This window comes from Pseudomonas phoenicis (genome assembly GCF_047302395.1).
GTDB lineage: Bacteria > Pseudomonadota > Gammaproteobacteria > Pseudomonadales > Pseudomonadaceae > Aquipseudomonas.
Genome location: NZ_CP154852.1, coordinates 4,636,357 through 4,655,809 on the forward strand (window position 1 = coordinate 4,636,357; position 19,453 = coordinate 4,655,809).

General features: G+C 64.1%; 17 protein-coding genes. 15 read left to right on the forward strand and 2 right to left on the reverse strand.

Features of this window, described 5'->3' with window-relative positions; all coding sequences use genetic code 11:
• Positions 1-38 precede the first annotated feature (38 nt).
• From AA0Z93_RS21040 to AA0Z93_RS21050, 3 genes are all read left to right on the forward strand, one after another.
• Positions 39-1,205: a JmjC domain-containing protein gene (locus AA0Z93_RS21040; protein ID WP_413047062.1), complete on the forward strand. Its 1,167-nt coding sequence runs from the start codon at positions 39-41 to the stop codon at positions 1,203-1,205.
• A complete protein-coding gene (locus tag AA0Z93_RS21045) occupies positions 1,198-1,635 on the forward strand; it encodes a GNAT family N-acetyltransferase (protein ID WP_413047061.1) in 438 nt (145 codons plus the stop codon). The genes AA0Z93_RS21040 and AA0Z93_RS21045 overlap by 8 nt, the downstream gene beginning before the upstream one ends.
• Before the next feature lie 156 nt (positions 1,636-1,791).
• Complete coding sequence (locus AA0Z93_RS21050) at positions 1,792-3,765, forward strand: DNA topoisomerase III (RefSeq protein ID WP_413047060.1); 1,974 nt, start codon at positions 1,792-1,794, stop codon at positions 3,763-3,765.
• A 165-nt stretch (positions 3,766-3,930) separates the two neighbouring features.
• On the opposite strand, the gene AA0Z93_RS21055 is transcribed toward AA0Z93_RS21050, so the two are convergent.
• Positions 3,931-4,227: a hypothetical protein gene (locus AA0Z93_RS21055; protein WP_313741374.1), complete on the reverse strand. Its 297-nt coding sequence runs from the start codon at positions 4,225-4,227 to the stop codon at positions 3,931-3,933.
• 150 nt (positions 4,228-4,377) lie between these two features.
• On the opposite strand from AA0Z93_RS21055, the gene AA0Z93_RS21060 reads away from it, so the two are divergent.
• A complete protein-coding gene (locus AA0Z93_RS21060) occupies positions 4,378-4,806 on the forward strand; it encodes a hypothetical protein (RefSeq protein ID WP_413047059.1) in 429 nt (142 codons plus the stop codon).
• A gap of 47 nt (positions 4,807-4,853) precedes the next feature.
• On the opposite strand, the gene AA0Z93_RS21065 is transcribed toward AA0Z93_RS21060, so the two are convergent.
• Positions 4,854-6,296, reverse strand: a complete 1,443-nt coding sequence (locus AA0Z93_RS21065) for a SulP family inorganic anion transporter (RefSeq protein WP_413047058.1) — start codon at positions 6,294-6,296, stop codon at positions 4,854-4,856.
• Positions 6,297-6,487: 191 nt separating this feature from the next.
• On the opposite strand from AA0Z93_RS21065, the gene AA0Z93_RS21070 reads away from it, so the two are divergent.
• The 11 genes from AA0Z93_RS21070 (at position 6,488) to nuoJ (ending at position 19,452) form a co-directional block, all read left to right on the forward strand.
• A complete protein-coding gene (locus tag AA0Z93_RS21070; protein WP_413047057.1) occupies positions 6,488-7,222 on the forward strand; it encodes a secretin N-terminal domain-containing protein in 735 nt (244 codons plus the stop codon).
• A 479-nt stretch (positions 7,223-7,701) separates the two neighbouring features.
• The gene (gene aceA / locus AA0Z93_RS21075; RefSeq protein WP_413047056.1) at positions 7,702-9,027 is read left to right on the forward strand and encodes an isocitrate lyase; all 1,326 of its coding nucleotides are present in this window, start codon (positions 7,702-7,704) and stop codon (positions 9,025-9,027) included.
• A gap of 664 nt (positions 9,028-9,691) precedes the next feature.
• On the forward strand, positions 9,692-10,105 hold the full coding sequence (locus tag AA0Z93_RS21080; protein ID WP_028693710.1) for an NADH-quinone oxidoreductase subunit A: 414 nt from the start codon (positions 9,692-9,694) through the stop codon (positions 10,103-10,105).
• Positions 10,106-10,115: 10 nt separating this feature from the next.
• Complete coding sequence (locus AA0Z93_RS21085; RefSeq protein WP_296268572.1) at positions 10,116-10,793, forward strand: NADH-quinone oxidoreductase subunit B; 678 nt, start codon at positions 10,116-10,118, stop codon at positions 10,791-10,793.
• A gap of 79 nt (positions 10,794-10,872) precedes the next feature.
• A complete protein-coding gene (gene nuoC / locus AA0Z93_RS21090; RefSeq protein ID WP_413047055.1) occupies positions 10,873-12,654 on the forward strand; it encodes an NADH-quinone oxidoreductase subunit C/D in 1,782 nt (593 codons plus the stop codon).
• A gap of 2 nt (positions 12,655-12,656) precedes the next feature.
• Positions 12,657-13,154 carry an NADH-quinone oxidoreductase subunit NuoE gene (nuoE, locus tag AA0Z93_RS21095; protein WP_413047054.1) on the forward strand — a complete coding sequence of 166 codons (498 nt, stop codon included), beginning with the start codon at positions 12,657-12,659 and terminating at the stop codon, positions 13,152-13,154.
• Positions 13,151-14,530 (forward strand): NADH-quinone oxidoreductase subunit NuoF, encoded by a 1,380-nt coding sequence (nuoF, locus tag AA0Z93_RS21100; protein ID WP_413047053.1) that lies wholly within the window; start codon positions 13,151-13,153, stop codon positions 14,528-14,530. The genes nuoE and nuoF overlap by 4 nt, the downstream gene beginning before the upstream one ends.
• 132 nt (positions 14,531-14,662) lie before the next feature.
• A complete protein-coding gene (gene nuoG, locus AA0Z93_RS21105) occupies positions 14,663-17,377 on the forward strand; it encodes an NADH-quinone oxidoreductase subunit NuoG (protein ID WP_413047052.1) in 2,715 nt (904 codons plus the stop codon).
• A complete protein-coding gene (gene nuoH, locus AA0Z93_RS21110) occupies positions 17,374-18,381 on the forward strand; it encodes an NADH-quinone oxidoreductase subunit NuoH (protein ID WP_296268577.1) in 1,008 nt (335 codons plus the stop codon). Before nuoG ends, nuoH begins: the two co-directional genes overlap by 4 nt.
• Positions 18,382-18,392: 11 nt before the next feature.
• The gene (gene nuoI, locus AA0Z93_RS21115; protein ID WP_296268578.1) at positions 18,393-18,941 is read left to right on the forward strand and encodes an NADH-quinone oxidoreductase subunit NuoI; all 549 of its coding nucleotides are present in this window, start codon (positions 18,393-18,395) and stop codon (positions 18,939-18,941) included.
• Positions 18,942-18,951: 10 nt separating this feature from the next.
• Positions 18,952-19,452, forward strand: a complete 501-nt coding sequence (nuoJ, locus tag AA0Z93_RS21120) for an NADH-quinone oxidoreductase subunit J (protein ID WP_413047051.1) — start codon at positions 18,952-18,954, stop codon at positions 19,450-19,452.
• Position 19,453 lies beyond the last annotated feature (1 nt).

Genomic DNA, 19,453 nt, shown 5'->3' on the forward strand with positions numbered 1-19,453 from the left:
TTGGCGAACGAAAATCTTATTTTTTCAATAGGTTGAACATGAATTCTGATACTCCACTGCAGTTGCTGGGCGGCTTGACGGCGCGTGAATTTCTGCGCGATTACTGGCAGAAAAAGCCCTTGCTGGTGCGCCAGGCCTTCAGCGATTTCGAAAGCCCGATCGACCCGGACGAGTTGGCCGGCCTGGCCCTGGAAGATGAAGTCGAATCGCGCCTGGTGCTCGAACACGGCGAGCGCCCCTGGGAATTGCGCCGCGGTCCGTTCGCCGAAGAGGCCTTCGCCGATCTGCCCGAGCGCGACTGGACGCTGTTGGTGCAGGCAGTGGACCAGTTCGTGCCGGAAGTGGCCGAGCTGCTGGAGCACTTCCGCTTCCTGCCCAGCTGGCGCATCGACGATGTGATGATCAGCTATGCCGCCCCTGGCGGCAGCGTCGGCCCGCATTTCGACAATTACGATGTGTTCCTGCTGCAAGGCCATGGCAAGCGCAACTGGAAGCTGGGGCAGATGTGCGACAGCGACAGCGCCCTGCTCGACCATGCCGACCTGCGCATCCTGGCCGACTTCGAGCAGTCCGAGGAAATGGTGCTCGAACCCGGCGACATGCTTTACCTGCCGCCACGGCTAGCCCACTACGGCGTGGCCGAAGACGCCTGCCTGACCTACTCGGTCGGCTTCCGTGCGCCGAGCGCTGCAGAAGTGCTGACTCATTTCACCGACTTCCTCAGCCAGTTCCTGCCTGATGAAGCGCGCTACAGCGACGCCGACGCACAGCCGGTCAGCGATCCCCATCAGATCCAGCACGATGCGCTGGACCGCCTCAAAGCGCTGCTGGCCGAGCACATGGGCGACGAGCGTCTGCTGCTGACCTGGTTCGGCCAGTTCATGACCGAGCCGCGCTACCCTGAGCAGGTGATTGGCGAGGTGCTGAGCGTTACCGACCTGCTCGCCGCCCTGGAGCAAGGCGCGCTGCTGATTCGCAACCCCAGCGCACGCATGGCCTGGTCGGAAATGGACGCGGACCTGGTGCTGTTCGCCAGCGGCCAGAGCCGACTGCTGTCCGGTCACCTGCGCGAGCTGCTCAAGCTGATCTGCGCCGCCGACGCCCTGCACAGCGACAATCTGGGGCCATGGCTGCAAGACGAAGAAGCCGCGCAACTGCTGTGCCAGCTGGTCCAGCAAGGCAGCCTGGGGTTCGCCGATGAATAAGATCCGCGTGCGCACAGCCGACTGGCAGCAGGACAACGCCGAGCTGCGCCGTATCCGTGAGGCGGTATTCGTCGCAGAACAGCAGGTGCCGCCGGAGCTCGAATGGGACGCCGACGACCAGGGCGCCGTGCACTTCCTCGCGCTCGAGGGCGACTACCCAGTGGGCACGGCCCGCCTGCTGCCCGACGGCACGATCGGCCGCGTCGCGGTGCTCAAGGACTGGCGCGGCCTGAAGGTCGGCGACGCGCTGATGCAAGCGGTGATCCGCGAAGCCGAGGCGCGTCGACTCGCGCCGCAGAAGCTCAGTGCCCAGGTGCATGCCACGGCGTTCTACGAGCGCCTTGGCTTTCGCGTGGTGAGCGAGGAGTTCCTCGAAGCCGGCATTCCGCATGTGGACATGGTACGCGAGGCAGCCGAGCGAATCGGCTGAACGCCTCCAGGCGTGAGGGGCCGCCAAGCGGCCCCGATCCATGCGCCCTATTCCTGCCGCCACAAAAAGCTGTACATCCATCCAGATAAAACTTGCCTACGCGCTCTGGCTTGCGCATCCTAGCAGCCATGATTTCCTGACGAAGCGTTTCCGGTCATGCGCGTGTTTCTGTGTGAAAAACCCTCCCAGGCCAAGGACATCGCCAAGGTCCTCGGCGCCCACCGTCGTGGCGATGGCTACTGGCAAGGCACCGACCTGTGCGTCACCTGGTGCATCGGCCACCTGCTCGAAACCGCGCCGCCCGACACTTACGACGCCCGCTACAAGCGCTGGGTGCTCGACGACCTGCCGATCATTCCCGAACAATGGAAGATGCTGGTCAAGCCCAAGACCGCCAGCCAGTTCAAAGTGGTCAAGCAACTGCTCAAACAGGCCCGTGAACTGGTGATCGCGACCGACGCCGACCGCGAAGGCGAGATGATCGCCCGCGAACTGGTGGAGCACTGTCGCTACCGCGGTCCGATCAAGCGCTTGTGGCTGTCGGCGCTGGACGACGCCTCCATCCGCAAGGCCCTGGAGCGCCTGCTGCCTGGCGAGGAGACCTTCAATCTGTACCACTCTGCGCTGGGCCGTTCGCGGGCCGACTGGCTGATCGGCATGAACATGAGCCGTTTGTTCACGTTGCTGGGTCGTCAGTCCGGCTACCAGGGCGTGCTGCCGGTCGGTCGGGTGCAAACCCCGACGCTGCGCATGGTGGTCGACCGCGACCGCAGCATCACGCAATTCGTACCGGTGGAGTTCTGGGCCATCGAGGTGCAGCTGGGCCATGCCGGCCAGTTCTTCACCGCCCAGTGGCGCGCGCCGGAAGCAGTCAGCGACGACCAGGGCCGCTGCCTCGACAAGGCGGTCGCCCAAGCCGCGGCGCACGCCATGCAGGCCGCCGGCATCGCCCATGTCAGCAAGATCGACACCGAGCGGGTGCGCGAAGTGGCGCCCCTGCCCTTCGACCTGGGCACCTTGCAGGAGGTGTGCTCGAAAAAGCTCGGCCTGGGCGCTCAGGAAACCCTCGACATCGCCCAGGCGCTCTACGAAACCCACAAGCTGATCACCTACCCGCGCAGCGACTGCGGCTACCTGCCACTCAGCCAGCACAGCGAGGCGGCCGGCATCCTCGCCGCGCTGCAACGTGCCGACACCAGCCTCGCGCCGCTACGGCCTCACCTGGATGCCACACGCCGCTCGCGGGCCTGGAACGACGGCAAGGTCACCGCGCACCACGGCATCATCCCCACGGCCGTAGCCAGCGATCCGTCGCGTCTGCCGAGCAAGCACAAAGCGGTGTACACCCTGGTGCGCGCCCGCTACCTGGCGCAGTTCCTGCCCCACCATGAGTTCGACCGCACCCAGGCCGATTTCGATTGCGCGGGCCATTGCCTGCGCGCGGTGGGCAAGCAGATCGTCGAACTGGGCTGGCGTCGCGCTTTGCCCGAGGCGCTGACGCCGAGCAAAGGCCGCGAGCCGGCGCCTACCCAAGTGCTGCCGGTATTGCGCCAGGGGCAGGCGTGCAGTGTCGAGCAGGTGCAGTTGAAGAACCTCTGGACCCAACCCCCCAAGCCCCTGACCGAAGGCGACCTGATCAAGGCGATGAAAAACGTCGCCAAATTGGTCAGCGACCCTTTGCTCAAGCAAAAACTCAAGGACACCACCGGCATCGGCACCGAAGCGACGCGCGCCAGCATCATCCAGGGCCTGATCGACCGCGGCTACTTGAGCAAGCAAGGCAAGTCGCTGGCCGCCACACCTGCAGCCTACGGCCTGATCGACGCGGTCCCGCGCGCGATCGCCGACCCTGGCACCACCGCCATCTGGGAGCAGGCGCTGGAGATGGTGCAGAATGGCGAAATGACCCTGGAGGCGTTCGTCGAACGGCAATCGGCCTGGATGACCAAATTGGTGCAGCGTTGCGCAGGGTTGCGCGTGGTGATCAACGGCCCACCATTGGGTGCGGCCGGTCAGAGCCCGCGGTGGAAGAAAAAGCGCGGTGCCAAGAGCAAAAGCGCATCGACCGGCACACGCGGTTCATCAGCGCCCTCACGGCCACGCAAGCGCAAGCCGAATGGCGGGGCGTAAAGGGTCGGGGCGGGCATCCCAGGCGCTGGCATGTCGGCCGTGCCGCACCGAGGGGACGTCATCTGCCCAGGCCCGGTTGAGCCGCCTGATGCGCGATGGCTCCCTGATCAGCAGCGCTCGCGCTGGAGCAGACCGGCAACTCGCGACCGCAGTGAGGCTTGCACCTTACAGACCGAGCTCTTCAGGCGTGAGCATGTCGCACTCGAAGGCGATCCAGCCCCCTTCGAGTTCGGCATGGCCGTTGACGATAGGGCCGTAGTAGGCCAAGCCGTTTTCCAGCGTCACGCAGATGTGGGTCGGCGTTTCGGGGGCTGCCAGGGTGTCGACGAAGTGCACTTTCTTCAGGGTTTCGGTGACCGCCTCCAGCCCGATGCGGACATTGGGGTTTTCCGAAGCCTCGACATCACCGGCATAGTTTTCGGTGCTGACGGTGATGGTGGCGATGTGGGGATAAGTGCTCAAGCGGGTCGACCTCGGTGGCAATGGGAAAGCGCTACAGGGCGCGTAGGGTACGGCAGCGCCACGCACTTGTCTCTAGCCCGCCGATGGTCTCGCCTGCCGCGATCTGGTAGGGTGCCCGCCGATCGATGCACCACCTACGAGGACACCCGAGTGAGTACCGAACAACCCATGACCGCCGACTTGTTCGAGACCGACAAGCGCCTGACGCTCAAGCCCGTGGTGGAATTCAACGGCTATCTGCGCAGCGCCTTCGGCGATGGCCCCTGCACCTGCCACCGCTGCGCCGAGAACGGCGGCGAACAGCCTGACTACAGCCATCTGCATACCTTCACCTTCGACGGCAAAACCGTGCATCGGCGCTTCGCCAGCACTGCGGCCAGCGATGTGCTCAATCGCTTGAAGAAAGCCTGGCTGTCCTACACCCAGAAAGACCTGCAACCTTTGGGCGTGCTGGACTTGGACGTGCTCAAGACCTTCACCGAAAGCGCACTGCATGAGCGCGTGCTGACCCTGCTCAGCGCCAGCGGCCTAGCCATCGAAACGCAAGGCCAGTGGCACTTACAGGCTCTGGCGGACTGACCCGTTCGCCCGCAAGGTGCCCCCTAGCGCACCGTGCAGCGCAGTGATCAGTGCCGCTCGCCCGCGCGGTGCAGCAGCTTCTTGCAACGTTCGGACAGGTGTACGACGCGCAGATGCTTGCCGGCTTTGTCGTAGCGTTGGCGCAGGGTCTGCAAGGCCGCCACGGCCGAGTAGTCGACGAAACTCAGGTGTTGGCAGTCCAACGTCACCTGGGCCGGATCGCCTGCCGGATCGAACTGGTTAAGGAACGGTGTGGTAGAGGCGAAGAACAGCGTACCGCGCACGCGATAACGCTTGCTGCCGTCGGTCTCGAGCTGGCTGTCGGCGTACAGTTCGCGCGCATGTTGCCAGGCGAAGTTGATGGCGGCGATGACGATGCCGAACAGTACGGCGGCAGCAAGATCGGTCAGCACGGTCACCACCGTCACCGCAACGATGGCCAGCACGTCGCTGGCCGGCACCTTGTGCAGAACGCGCAGCGAGGCCCAGGCGAAGGTCTGCTGGGCCACCACGAACATCACGCCGACCAGTGCCGCCAGCGGAATGCGCTCGATCAACGGCGAGAGGAACAGCACGAACAGCAGGATCATCACCCCCGCCACGACCCCGGACAGCCGTCCGCGGCCACCCGAGCTCAAGTTGATCACCGTCTGCCCGATCATGGCGCAGCCGCCCATGCCACCGAACAGTCCAGAGACCATGTTGGCCGCACCGAGCGCTACGCACTCGCGGTCCGGAAAGCCACGGCTTTCGGTGATTTCATCGGTCAGGTTGAGGGTCAGCAGGGTTTCCAGCAGGCCGACCATGGCCATCAGCAGCGCATAGGGCGCGATGATCTGCAGCGTTTCCAGGCTCCATGGCACCTGCGGCCAGGCCAGCGCCGGCAGGCCGCCGGCGATCTGCGCCATGTCGCCCAAGGTACGTGTCGGCAAATCCAGCAGGTACACCAACAGGCCGACGCCAAGGATCGCCACCAGTGCTGGCGGCACGCTGCGGGTCAGCTTGGGCAGCACGTAGACCACCAGCATGGTCAAGGCGACCAAGCCTGCCATGAGGTACAACGGCGTACCGCTGAGCCACTGCTCGCCCGTCTTGAAATGCTCGAACTGGGCCATGGCGATGACGATAGCCAGACCATTGACGAAGCCAAGCATGACCGGGTACGGCACCAGGCGGATCAGCTTGCCCAGGCGCAAGAGGCCGAACAGCACCATCAGCGCGCCGCCCAGCAGTACGGTAGCGAGGAAATACTGCACCCCGTGCTGCACCACCAAGGCGATGATCACCACGGCCATGGAGCCGGCCGCGCCCGAGATCATGCCCGGGCGGCCACCGAACAGGGCGGTCAGCGTACAGATGATGAAGGCGCCATACAGGCCCATCAGGGGGTTGAGGTGGGCCACCAGGGCGAAAGCGATGCACTCGGGCACCAGGGCGAAAGCAGTGGTCAAGCCGGCCAGGAGGTCGGCGCGAAGTCGGGCGGGTTTCATGTAGGTCCTGTAATGGCGCAGTGGCGGTCGACGAGCGCGAAGGCCCGGACGCAGGTGCAACGAAGAGCCGCGATGTTACGGAATTTGTCAGCGAACGACCACTACATGCCTCCCTCGCAAGGGCGATGACGGGTCGCGCACGCTGTCGATAAGTTTGCCATCATGCAGCATCGCCCCTGGAGACTCGCGCCATGCCGCTACGACCCCGCCTCGCCCTTCTGCTTCTGGCCGTCAGCCTGTCCAGCCAGGCCGCCACCGAAGTGCTACCGCTGCAACACCGCACCAGCGCGCAACTGCTGCCGACGGCGCAGGCCTTCATCGGCAACGAAGGCAATGTCAGCGCTTTCGAAAACAAGTTGGTGGTCAATGCCAGTCAGACCCGCATCGATGAACTGCGCGCTCTGCTGCAACAGCTGGACACGGCCCCCAAGCGCTTGCTGATCAGCGTCGACACCAACGACAGCAACTACCAGGACAACCGCGGCACCGGCCAGGTCATTCGCTACGCCACGCAGAACCGCGAGGGCGGCCTGCAACAGATCCGCGCCAGCGAAGGGCAGCCGGCGCTGATCCAGGTGGGCCAGAGCATTCCGGTCACCAGCACCTCCAGCGACGCCTACGGGCGTGTGCAGAGCGACACCGAGTACCGCAACGTCACTCAGGGTTTCTATGTGACCCCCAGCATCAGTGGCAACAGCGTTCATCTGCAAATCAGCAACAATCATGACCGCATCAGCCAGGAACGTGCCGATGTAGTGAGAGTTCAGAGCAGCGACACGACGATCACAGGCAACCTCGGCGAATGGATCACCCTGGCCGGTTTCAACCAGCAAAGTCAGGCCGATCAGGGCACTTCGTCGCGCACCTACAGCACGCAACGTGGCGAAAACCTGACTGTACGGGTCAAAGTTGACTTGGCGGACTGAATCTGGCGTCCGTGATACTCGACCGAAGGCTCCGAAACTGACTGGAGAGTCGCATTAGACCAAAGATGTAGTGCACTCAAAAAACCACTACAAAGTCGTTGACAGCGGGTTTTTGCTCTAGGCATGATGGCCCCGCTCCCGCTGATCAGGGGCCTCTGACGGGGCCCTCGCGGCGTGCTTCCAGCATCCGGAAGGCGTCGCGTGTCCATCCAGCCCACAAGGCGGTTCGACGAGATTGTGACTGCACTGAAGAAGTTGTCCCGAGGGACGGAAGCGCACCACCGTAGCCACTGGCACCCACGTCGCGACCGCAGCACGGCATCCACGAGCCAACCTGCCCAGCACGCCAGCCAACCTGCCCTCCTTCCCGACCTCCGCTCAGTCAGCACAATGCCGCGAACGATGCGACCGCCATGCGCCTGAAATACGCGTCGAGCCCAGCACCTATTTCACATGACCGATGCGACGAGGTTTTTTCCATGGCACTGACACGCGAACAGCAAATTGCAGCCCTCGAGAAAGACTGGGCCGAGAACCCGCGCTGGAAAGGCGTGACCCGTACCTATACCGCCGCCGATGTCGTGCGCCTGCGCGGTTCGCTGCAACCGGAACACACCCTGGCCCGCGCTGGCGCGGAGAAGCTCTGGACATTGGTCACCCAGGGCGCCCACCCGTCCTTCCGCCCCGAGAAAGACTTCGTCAACTGCATGGGCGCGCTGACCGGTGGTCAGGCCGTGCAGCAGGTCAAGGCCGGTATCCAGGCGATCTACCTGTCGGGTTGGCAAGTGGCGGCCGACAACAACTCGGCCGAATCCATGTACCCCGACCAGTCGCTGTATCCGGTCGACTCGGTGCCCACCGTGGTCAAGCGCATCAACAACTCGTTCCGCCGCGCCGACCAGATCCAGTGGAAAGCCGGCAAGAACCCCGGCGACGACGGCTACATCGACTACTTCGCGCCGATCGTCGCCGACGCCGAGGCCGGCTTCGGAGGTGTGCTCAACGCCTACGAGCTGATGAAGAGCATGATCGAAGCCGGCGCTGCCGGGGTGCATTTCGAAGACCAGCTGGCCTCGGTGAAAAAATGCGGCCACATGGGTGGCAAAGTGCTGGTGCCCACCCAGGAAGCCGTACAGAAACTGGTGGCCGCGCGCCTGGCAGCGGACGTAGCCGGGGTGCCGACCATCATCCTGGCGCGCACCGACGCCAACGCCGCCGACCTGCTGACCAGCGATTGCGACCCGTACGACCAGCCGTTCGTGGTCGGCGAGCGCACCCGCGAAGGCTTCTATAAAGTGCGTGCCGGTCTCGACCAGGCCATTGCCCGCGGCCTGGCCTACGCGCCCTACGCCGACCTGATCTGGTGCGAGACGGCCAAGCCGGATCTGGACGAAGCCCGCCGCTTCGCCGAAGCGATCAAGAAGGAGTACCCGGACCAGCTGCTGTCCTATAACTGCTCGCCGTCGTTCAACTGGAAGAAGAACCTCGACGACGCCACCATCGCCAAATTCCAGCGCGAGCTGTCGGCCATGGGCTACAAGCACCAGTTCATCACCCTCGCCGGCATCCACAACATGTGGCACGGCATGTTCAACCTGGCCCACGACTACGCACGCAACGACATGACCGCCTACGTCAAATTGCAAGAGCAGGAGTTCGCCGACGCCAGCAAGGGCTACACCTTCGTGGCGCACCAGCAGGAAGTGGGCACCGGCTACTTCGACGATGTGACCACCGTGATCCAGGGGGGCGCCTCGTCGGTCACTGCCCTCACCGGCTCCACCGAGGAAGAGCAGTTCCACTGAGTGCCTGTGTTACACAAAGCCCGGACCGCGTGAGCGCTCCGGGCTTTTCCGTGCCTGGGCTGAGGCTCGACACTGAAGGCCGAGCCCTAGAACCCGCGCATACCCACCTTGGCCAGGCAGGCTTGCCAATAGCAGCTATGCTTGGTCCAGGTTGGTCGGGCGCAACGGGCCTCCCTCGAAACGATCGGTTGGTTGGAGCCTTGCGCTCAACCCCGTTCTATCAGCCCGTTCATTGATCTGAGGCGGGATGCCATCGAACGTTTTCCGCTAAAACGTGCGGTCGTCACACGAAACCGGATTATTCGATGAAACGAACTTACTCAGATAAAGACCAACTAAAACAATCAGGCTTGCACAGATGATATTAATTATCATTACAAATTAGCAAGTATTGCAACTGCCAAAAAAGATCATTGGCAAAAACACGGCCAATGCCCGCCACACAAGGGCTACAGCCCATCAAGAGTGATTTTTGTTCTTAATCCTACGAATAAATTTGCCGGGGTAAATTTACTTGCATAGGGTTTACCCATAAAATCAGCCGAATTGATCCAGCTGCGACATTTCGTCACTGCTTGCGCGACATCAAGTCGCCGCTTAACACGTCGCCGCTCACACTATTTTCAGTTTGCAGGGCCGAGGGCTCTGTATAAGGATTTCCAGCATGCCCGATTCGACAGGACTGATCGCCCACAACTGGGGCCTGGCCATCTTCCTTCTGGGTGTCGTCGGTCTGTGCGCCTTCATGCTGGGCCTGTCCAGCCTGCTGGGCAGCAAGGCCTGGGGCCGTGCCAAGAACGAGCCTTTCGAATCCGGCATGCTGCCTACCGGCAGCGCCCGTCTGCGCCTGTCGGCAAAATTCTATCTGGTCGCGATGCTCTTCGTGATCTTCGACATCGAAGCCCTCTTTCTCTTTGCCTGGTCTGTGTCCGTCCGTGAAAGCGGCTGGACCGGATTCGTCGAAGCACTCGTTTTCATAGCAATTCTGTTGGCAGGCCTTGTCTACCTTTGGCGCGTGGGGGCCCTTGACTGGGCACCGGAAGCGCGTCGCAAGCGGCAAGCGAAGCTGAAACAATGAGGCTTTGGCAATGCAATACAATCTCACCAGAATCGACCCGGATGCGCCCAACGAGCAGTATCCGGTCGGCGATCGGGCAACCGTCACCGACCAGCTGCTAGAGGATCAGGTCCACAAGAACATCTATATGGGGAAACTCGAAGATGTCTTGCGTGGTGCCGTCAACTGGGGTCGCAAGAACTCCCTTTGGCCGTACAACTTCGGCCTGTCCTGCTGCTACGTGGAAATGACCACGGCCTTCACGGCACCCCACGACATCGCCCGCTTCGGCGCCGAAGTCATCCGGGCCTCGCCGCGCCAGGCCGACTTCATGGTCATCGCCGGTACCTGCTTCATCAAGATGGCGCCGATCATCCAGCGTCTCTATGAGCAGATGCTCGAACCCAAGTGGGTCATCTCCATGGGTTCGTGCGCCAACTCCGGCGGCATGTACGACATCTACTCGGTCGTTCAGGGGGTCGACAAGTTCCTCCCCGTGGACGTCTACGTGCCGGGCTGCCCGCCTCGCCCCGAAGCGTTCCTGCAAGGCTTGATGCTGCTGCAGGAATCGATCGGCCAGGAGCGACGCCCGCTTTCCTGGGTCGTGGGCGACCAAGGTATCTACCGTGCCGAGATGCCGGCGCAGAAAGACCTGCGCCGCGAACAGCGCATCGCGGTAACCAACCTGCGCAGCCCCGACGAAGTCTGATCCAGCGACCTGCCGCCCGTTCCCCTTGGAGCCGGCGGCCTGGCTTCATTCTCTACGTTGACCGAAAGCGACCGAGACCATGACAGCGGACACCGCTATTTTCATTCCGCCTTACAAGGCTGACGACCAAGATGTGGTCGTCGAACTGCACAACCGTTTCGGCGCCGACGCCTTCGTCGCGCAGGAGACGCGCACCGGCATGCCGGTGCTATGGGTCAAGCGCGCCCAGCTCAAGGAGATCCTGAGCTTCCTGCGCGGCGTGGCCAAACCCTACAGCATGCTCTATGACCTGCACGGCGTGGACGAGCGCCTGCGCACCCAGCGCCGTGGCCTGCCCGCGGCCGACTTCAGCGTGTTCTACCACCTGCTGTCGATCGAGCGTAACAGCGACGTGATGATCAAGGTCTCGCTCAGCGAGGGCGATCTGAACCTGCCGTCGATCACCAGCATCTGGCCCAACGCCAACTGGTACGAGCGCGAAGTGTGGGACATGTTCGGCATCGATTTCGCCGGCCATCCGCATTTGAGCCGCATCATGATGCCCCCGACCTGGGAAGGTCACCCGCTGCGCAAGGACTACCCGGCGCGCGCCACCGAGTTCGACCCCTACAGCCTGACCCTGGCCAAGCAGCAGCTCGAGGAAGAGTCGGCGCGCTTCAACCCCGAAGCCTGGGGCATGAAGCGTCAGGGCGCCAACGAGGACTACATGTTCCTAAACCTGGGCCCGAACCACCCTTCGGCCCACGGCGCGTTCCGCATCGTGCTGCAACTGGACGGCGAAGAGATCGTCGACTGCGTCCCCGACATCGGCTACCACCACCGCGGCGCCGAGAAAATGGCCGAGCGCCAGTCCTGGCACAGCTTCATCCCCTACACCGACCGCATCGACTACCTGGGCGGGGTGATGAACAACCTGCCCTACGTGCTGGCGGTGGAGAAACTCGCCGGCATCCAGGTGCCGCAGAAGGTCGACGTGATCCGCATCATGCTCGCCGAGTTCTTCCGCATCACCAGTCACCTGCTGTTCCTGGGTACCTACATCCAGGACGTGGGCGCCATGACCCCGGTGTTCTTCACCTTCACCGACCGCCAGCGCGCCTACACCGTGATCGAGGCCATCACCGGCTTCCGTCTGCATCCGGCCTGGTACCGTATCGGCGGTGTGGCCCACGATCTGCCGCGCGGTTGGGACAAGCTGGTCAAGGACTTCGTCGACTGGCTGCCCAAGCGCCTCGACGAGTACACCAAGGCCGCCTTGCAGAACAGCATCCTCAAGGGCCGCACCATCGGCGTGGCGGCCTACAACACCCAGGAAGCGCTGGCGTGGGGCACCACCGGTGCCGGCCTGCGCTCCACCGGTTGCGACTTCGACCTGCGCAAGGCACGCCCCTACTCGGGCTATGAAAACTTCGAGTTCGAAGTGCCGCTGGCGCACAACGGCGATGCCTACGACCGCTGCATGGTGCGTGTGGAGGAGATGCGCCAGAGCATCCGCATCATCGACCAATGCCTGCGCAACATGCCCGAAGGCCCGTACAAGGCGGACCACCCGCTGACCACGCCGCCGCCCAAAGAGCGCACCCTGCAACACATCGAGACCCTGATCACGCACTTCCTGCAAGTGTCGTGGGGCCCGGTCATGCCGGCCAACGAGTCGTTCCAGATGATCGAAGCGACCAAGGGCATCAACAGTTACTACCTGACGAGCGACGGCGGCACCATGAGCTACCGCACCCGTATCCGCACCCCGAGCTACCCGCACCTGCAGCAGATCCCTTCGGTGATCAAAGGCAGCATGGTCGCCGACCTCATCGCGTATCTGGGCAGTATCGACTTCGTTATGGCTGACGTGGACCGCTAAGCATGAACAGCACGCTTATCCAGACTGACCGTTTCGCCCTGAGCGAAGCCGAGCGCTCGGCCATCGAGCACGAGATGCACCACTACGAGGACCCGCGCGCGGCGTCCATCGAAGCCTTGAAGATCGTGCAGAAGGCCCGTGGCTGGGTGCCCGACGGCGCCATCTATGCCATCGGCGAGGTGCTTGGCATTCCGGCCAGCGACGTCGAGGGTGTGGCCACCTTCTACAGCCAGATCTTCCGCCAGCCGGTCGGCCGCCACATCATCCGCGTCTGCGACAGCATGGTCTGCTACATCGGCGGCCATGAATCGGTCGTCGGCCAGATCCAGAGCGAACTGGGCATCGGCCTGGGCCAGACCACCGCAGACGGGCGCTTCACCCTGCTGCCGGTGTGCTGCCTGGGCAACTGCGACAAGGCCCCGGCGCTGATGATCGACGACGACACCTTTGGCGACGTGCAGCCTGCTGGCGTCTCCAAGCTGCTGGAGGGTTACGCATGACCATCACTTCCTTCGGCCCGGCCAACCGCATCGCGCGCAGTGCCGAGACCCATCCGCTGACCTGGCGCCTGCGCGACGACGGCGAACCGGTCTGGCTCAGCGAATACCAAAGCAAGAACGGCTATGCCGCCGCGCGCACCGCGCTGGCCCAGCTGTCGCCCGACGAGATCGTGCAGAACGTCAAGGACTCGGGCCTCAAGGGCCGCGGTGGCGCCGGCTTCCCCACCGGGGTGAAGTGGGGCCTGATGCCCAAAGACGAATCCATGAACATCCGCTACCTGCTGTGCAATGCGGACGAAATGGAACCCAACACCTGGAAAGACCGCATGTTGATGGAGCAACAGCCCCATCTGCTGATCGAAGGTATGTTGATCAGCGCCCGTGCGCTCAAGGCCTACCGCGGCTACATCTTCCTGCGCGGCGAATACACCACCGCAGCGAAGAACCTCAATCGCGCCATCGACGAAGCCAAGGCCGCCGGCCTGCTGGGCAAGAACATCCTCGGCTCGGGCTTCGACTTCGAGCTGTTCGTGCACACCGGTGCCGGGCGCTACATCTGCGGTGAAGAAACCGCGCTGATCAACTCCCTCGAAGGTCGCCGCGCCAACCCCCGCTCCAAGCCGCCCTTCCCCGCCGCCGTCGGCGTATGGGGAAAGCCGACCTGCGTGAACAACGTCGAGACCCTGTGCAACGTGCCGGCCATCGTCGCCAACGGCAACGACTGGTACAAGGCACTGGCACGCGCCGGTAGCGAAGACCACGGCACCAAGCTGATGGGCTTTTCCGGCAAGGTGAAGAATCCGGGCCTGTGGGAACTGCCGTTCGGCATCACTGCCCGCGAGTTGTTCGAAGACTACGCCGGCGGCATGCGCGACGGCTTCACGCTCAAATGCTGGCAGCCCGGCGGCGCCGGTACCGGCTTCCTGCTGCCCGAACACCTCGAAGCGCAGATGTACGCCGGCGGCATCGGCAAGGTCGGCACGCGTATGGGCACAGGCCTGGCCATGGCCGTGGACCACACCGTCAACATGGTCTCGCTGCTGCGCAACATGGAGGAGTTCTTCGCCCGCGAGTCGTGCGGCTGGTGCACCCCCTGCCGCGACGGCCTGCCCTGGAGCGTGAAGATGCTGCGTTCGCTGGAGCGTGGCCAAGGCCGCGCCGAAGACATCGAGACGCTGCTGGGCCTGGTCAACTTCCTCGGCCCTGGCCGGACCTTCTGCGCGCATGCACCCGGTGCCGTCGAGCCGTTGGGCAGTGCCATCAAATACTTCCGCGAAGAGTTCGAGGCCGGTGTCGCCCCTGCATCCCCAGGTGCCGCCTTGAGCCCGAACCTGGCCAAACCTCTGCCGGCTGGGCCGGTGGTGGTCGGCGCATAACAAGATGAAGTGCGGGCGGCCCGTGCCGTCCGCCTGCCCGTTGGCCGACCCGAACGATTCGCGGCAGGCCGCGGGCAAACCGATTTCCATTAGCCACGCCTGCTCACGCGGGCCAACGAAGAACTTTGAACCATGGCCACTATCCACGTAGACGGCAAAGCGCTCGAAGTCAACGGTGCGGACAACCTGTTACAGGCGTGTCTGTCGCTCGGCCTCGACATCCCCTATTTCTGCTGGCACCCGGCGCTCGGTAGCGTCGGCGCCTGCCGGCAATGCGCGGTCAAGCAGTACACCGACGAGAACGACACCCGCGGTCGTATCGTCATGTCCTGCATGACCCCCGCCTCCGACGGCACCTGGATCTCCATCGAAGACGATGAGTCCAAGGCGTTTCGCGCCAGCGTCGTCGAATGGCTGATGACCAACCACCCGCACGACTGCCCCGTGTGCGAAGAAGGCGGTCACTGCCACTTGCAGGACATGACCGTGATGACCGGTCACAACGAGCGCCGCTACCGTTTCACCAAGCGCACCCACCAGAACCAGGACCTCGGCCCGTTCATCGCCCACGAGATGAACCGCTGCATCGCCTGCTACCGCTGCGTACGCTATTACAAGGACTATGCAGGCGGCACCGACCTGGGTGTGTACGGCGCGCACGACAACGTGTACTTCGGCCGGGTCGAGGACGGTGTGCTGGAAAGCGAGTTCTCCGGCAACCTGACCGAGGTCTGCCCGACCGGGGTGTTCACCGACAAGACCCACTCCGAACGCTACAACCGCAAGTGGGACATGCAATTCGCGCCGAGCATCTGCCACGGTTGCTCGAGCGGCTGCAACATCAGCCCCGGCGAGCGCTACGGTGAACTGCGGCGCATCGAGAACCGTTTCAACGGCTCGGTGAACCAGTACTTCCTCTGCGACCGTGGCCGCTTCGGCTACGGCTACGTCAACCGCAAGGACCGGCCACGCCAGCCGCACCTGGCCGACGGCAGCAAGCTGTCGCTCGACGCGGCCCTCGACCAGGCCGCCGATCTGCTGCGCGGTCGCACCATCGTCGGCATCGGCTCGCCGCGCGCCAGCCTTGAGAGCAACTACGGCCTGCGCGAGCTGGTCGGGGCCGAGTACTTCTACTCGGGTATCGAGGCGGCCGAGCTCGAGCGCATCCGCCTGGTGCTGGACGTGCTGAACAACAGCCCCCTGCCCGTGCCGACCCTGCGCGACATCGAAGACCACGACGCCGTGTTCGTGCTCGGCGAAGACCTGACCCAAACCGCCGCCCGTGTGGCGCTGTCGGTGCGCCAGGCGACCAAGGGCAAGGCCGAGGCCATGGCCGAAGGGATGAAAGTGCAGCCGTGGCTCGACGCTGCGGTGAAGAACATCGGCCAGCACGCGCTGTATCCGCTGTTCATCGCCTCGCTGACCGACACCAAGCTGGACGACGTCGCCGAGGAATGCGTGCACGCCGCACCTGTCGACCTGGCCCGCCTGGGCTTTGCCGTGGCCCACGCCATCGACCCGAGCGCGCCTGCCGTCGCCAACCTCGACGAAGAGGCCTCGGCCCTGGCGCAACGCATCGCCGACGCCCTGGTCGCTGCGCAGCGCCCGCTGGTCATCGCCGGCACCTCGCTGGCCGAGCCTGCCCTGATCGAGGCCGCCGCCAACATCGCCAAGGCGCTGAAGCAGCGTGAGAAGAACGGCTCGCTGAGCCTGGTGGTGCCCGAGGCCAACAGCCTGGGCCTGGCCATGTTCGGTGGCGACAGCGCCGATGCCGCGCTGGACGCCGTGATCAGCGGCAAGGCCGACGCCATCGTGGTGCTGGAGAACGACCTGTACACCCGCCTGCCGGCTGCCAAGGTCGATGCCGCCCTGGCCGCTGCCAAGGTGGTGATCGTCGCCGACCACAGCAAGACCCCGACCACCGACCGCGCCCACCTGGTGCTGCCGGCCGCGTCCTTCGCCGAAGGCGACGGTACCCTGGTCAGCCTCGAAGGCCGCGCCCAGCGCTTCTTCCAGGTATTCGATCCGCAGTACCTGGACAGCAGCATCAAGGTCCACGAAGGCTGGCGCTGGATGCACGCGCTGCGTGCCACTTTGCTGAACAAGCCCATCGACTGGACGCAGTTGGACCACGTTACCGAGGCCTGTGCCCAGGTCGCTCCGCAACTGGCCGGCATCGTCGCCGCCGCGCCGAGCGCCGCCTTCCGCATCAAGGGCCTGAAACTGGCCCGCGAGCCGCTGCGCTACTCCGGTCGTACCGCCATGCGCGCCGACATCAGCGTGCACGAACCGCGTACCCCGCAAGACAAGGACACCGCCTTCGCCTTCTCCATGGAAGGCTACTCGGGTTCGGCCGAACCGCGCCAACAGGTGCCGTTCGCCTGGTCGCCGGGCTGGAACTCGCCACAGGCCTGGAACAAGTTCCAGGACGAGGTCGGCGGTCACCTGCGCGCTGGCGATCCGGGCGTACGCCTGATCGAATCCCAGGGCGACGGCCTGACCTGGTTCAGCGCCATCCCGGGCGCCTACAACCCGGCGCGTGGCACCTGGACGGCGGTGCCGCTGTTCCACCTGTTCGGCAGCGAAGAGAACTCTTCGCGCGCAGCCCCCGTACAGTCGCGCATTCCAGAAGCCTACGTGGCCTTGGCCAAGTCCGAAGCGGACCGCCTGGGCGTCAACGAGGGCGCCCTGCTCAGCTTGAGCGTGGGCGGTGTCGCGCTGCGTTTGCCGCTGCGTATCCATGAAGCGCTGGGCGCGGGCCTGGTCGCCCTGCCGAAAGGCCTGGCCGGCATTCCGCCGGCCATCTTCGGCGCCACCGTCGAAGGCCTGCAGGAGGCAGCACAATGAGTTGGTTCACCCCCGAAGTGATCGAGGTGATCCTCACGGTCGTGCGCGCCATCGTGGTGCTGCTGGCCGTGGTGGTCTGCGGCGCGCTGCTCAGTTTCGTCGAGCGGCGCCTGCTGGGCTGGTGGCAGGACCGCTACGGTCCGAACCGCGTCGGCCCGTTCGGCATGTTCCAGATCGCCGCCGACATGCTGAAGATGTTCTTCAAGGAGGACTGGAACCCACCGTTCGTGGACCGTTTCATCTTCACCCTGGCGCCGGTGGTGGCCATGAGCGCGCTGCTGATCGCCTTCGCGGTGATTCCGATCACCCCGGTGTGGGGCGTGGCGGACCTGAACATCGGCCTGCTGTTCTTCTTCGCCATGGCGGGGCTATCGGTGTATGCCGTGCTCTTCGCCGGCTGGTCGTCGAACAACAAGTATGCCCTGCTCGGCAGCCTGCGGGCCTCGGCGCAGACCGTGTCGTACGAAGTGTTCCTGGGCCTGGCGCTGATGGGCGTAGTGGTCCAGGTGGGCTCGTTCAACATGCGCGACATCGTCGAGTACCAGGCGCAGAACCTGTGGTTCATCATTCCGCAGTTCTTCGGCTTCTGTACCTTCTTCATCGCCGGCGTGGCCGTGACGCACCGTCACCCCTTCGACCAACCCGAAGCCGAGCAGGAACTGGCCGACGGTTACCACATCGAATATGCCGGCATGAAATGGGGCATGTTCTTCGTCGGCGAGTACATCGGCATCATCCTCGTGTCGGCGCTGCTGGTGACGCTGTTCTTCGGCGGCTGGCACGGCCCGTTCGATCTGCTGCCGCAAGTGCCGTTCCTGTGGTTCGCGCTCAAGACCGCGTTCTTCATCATGCTGTTCATCCTGCTGCGCGCCTCGATTCCGCGCCCACGCTATGACCAGGTGATGGATTTCAGCTGGAAATTCTGCCTGCCGCTGACCCTGATCAATTTGCTGGTGACCGCTGCGATCGTGCTCTACAACACGCCAGCCGTCGCGGCCCAGTGAGGATTTGACCCATGTTCAAATATATCGGCCACATCGTGAAAGGCACCGGCACCCAGCTGCGCAGCCTGGCGATGGTGTTCTCCCACGGGTTTCGCAAGCGCGATACCCTGCAGTACCCCGAAGAAGCCGTGTACCTGCCGCCGCGCTACCGCGGCCGCATCGTGCTCACCCGCGATCCGGACGGCGAAGAGCGTTGCGTCGCCTGCAACCTCTGCGCCGTGGCCTGCCCGGTCGGCTGCATCTCGCTGCAGAAAGCTGAGACCGACGACGGCCGCTGGTACCCCGAGTTCTTCCGCATCAACTTCTCACGCTGCATCTTCTGCGGCCTGTGCGAGGAAGCGTGCCCGACCACCGCGATCCAGCTCACCCCGGATTTCGAGATGGCCGAGTTCAAACGTCAGGACCTGGTCTACGAAAAGGAAGATCTGCTGATCTCCGGCCCCGGCAAGAACCCTGACTACAACTTCTACCGTGTTGCCGGGATGGCGATCGCAGGCAAGCCCAAGGGCGCCGCGCAGAACGAAGCCGAGCCGATCAACGTGAAGAGCTTGCTCCCATAAGGACAGAAAGATGGAATTCGCGTTCTACTTCGCATCCGGGATCGCCGTGGTCTCCACCCTTCGGGTGGTGACCGGGACCAATCCCGTGCACGCGCTGCTGTACCTGATCATCTCGCTGATTTCCGTGGCGATGATCTTCTTCTCCCTGGGCGCACCGTTCGCCGGCGCCCTGGAAGTGATCGCCTACGCCGGCGCCATCATGGTGCTGTTCGTCTTCGTGGTGATGATGCTCAACCTGGGGCCGGCCTCGGTCGCCCAGGAGCGTGGCTGGCTCACCCCGGGCATCTGGGCCGGCCCTGTGCTGCTGGGTGCGCTGCTGCTGATCGAGCTGCTCTACGTGCTGTTCGCCGCGCCGAGCGGTGCCGGCATCAGCGGCGCGACGGTCGATGCCAAAGCCGTAGGCGTGAGCCTGTTCGGCCCTTACCTGCTGGTGGTCGAGCTGGCGTCGATGCTGCTGCTGGCCGCGGCGGTCACCGCCTTCCACCTGGGCCGCAACGAGGCGAAGGAGTAAA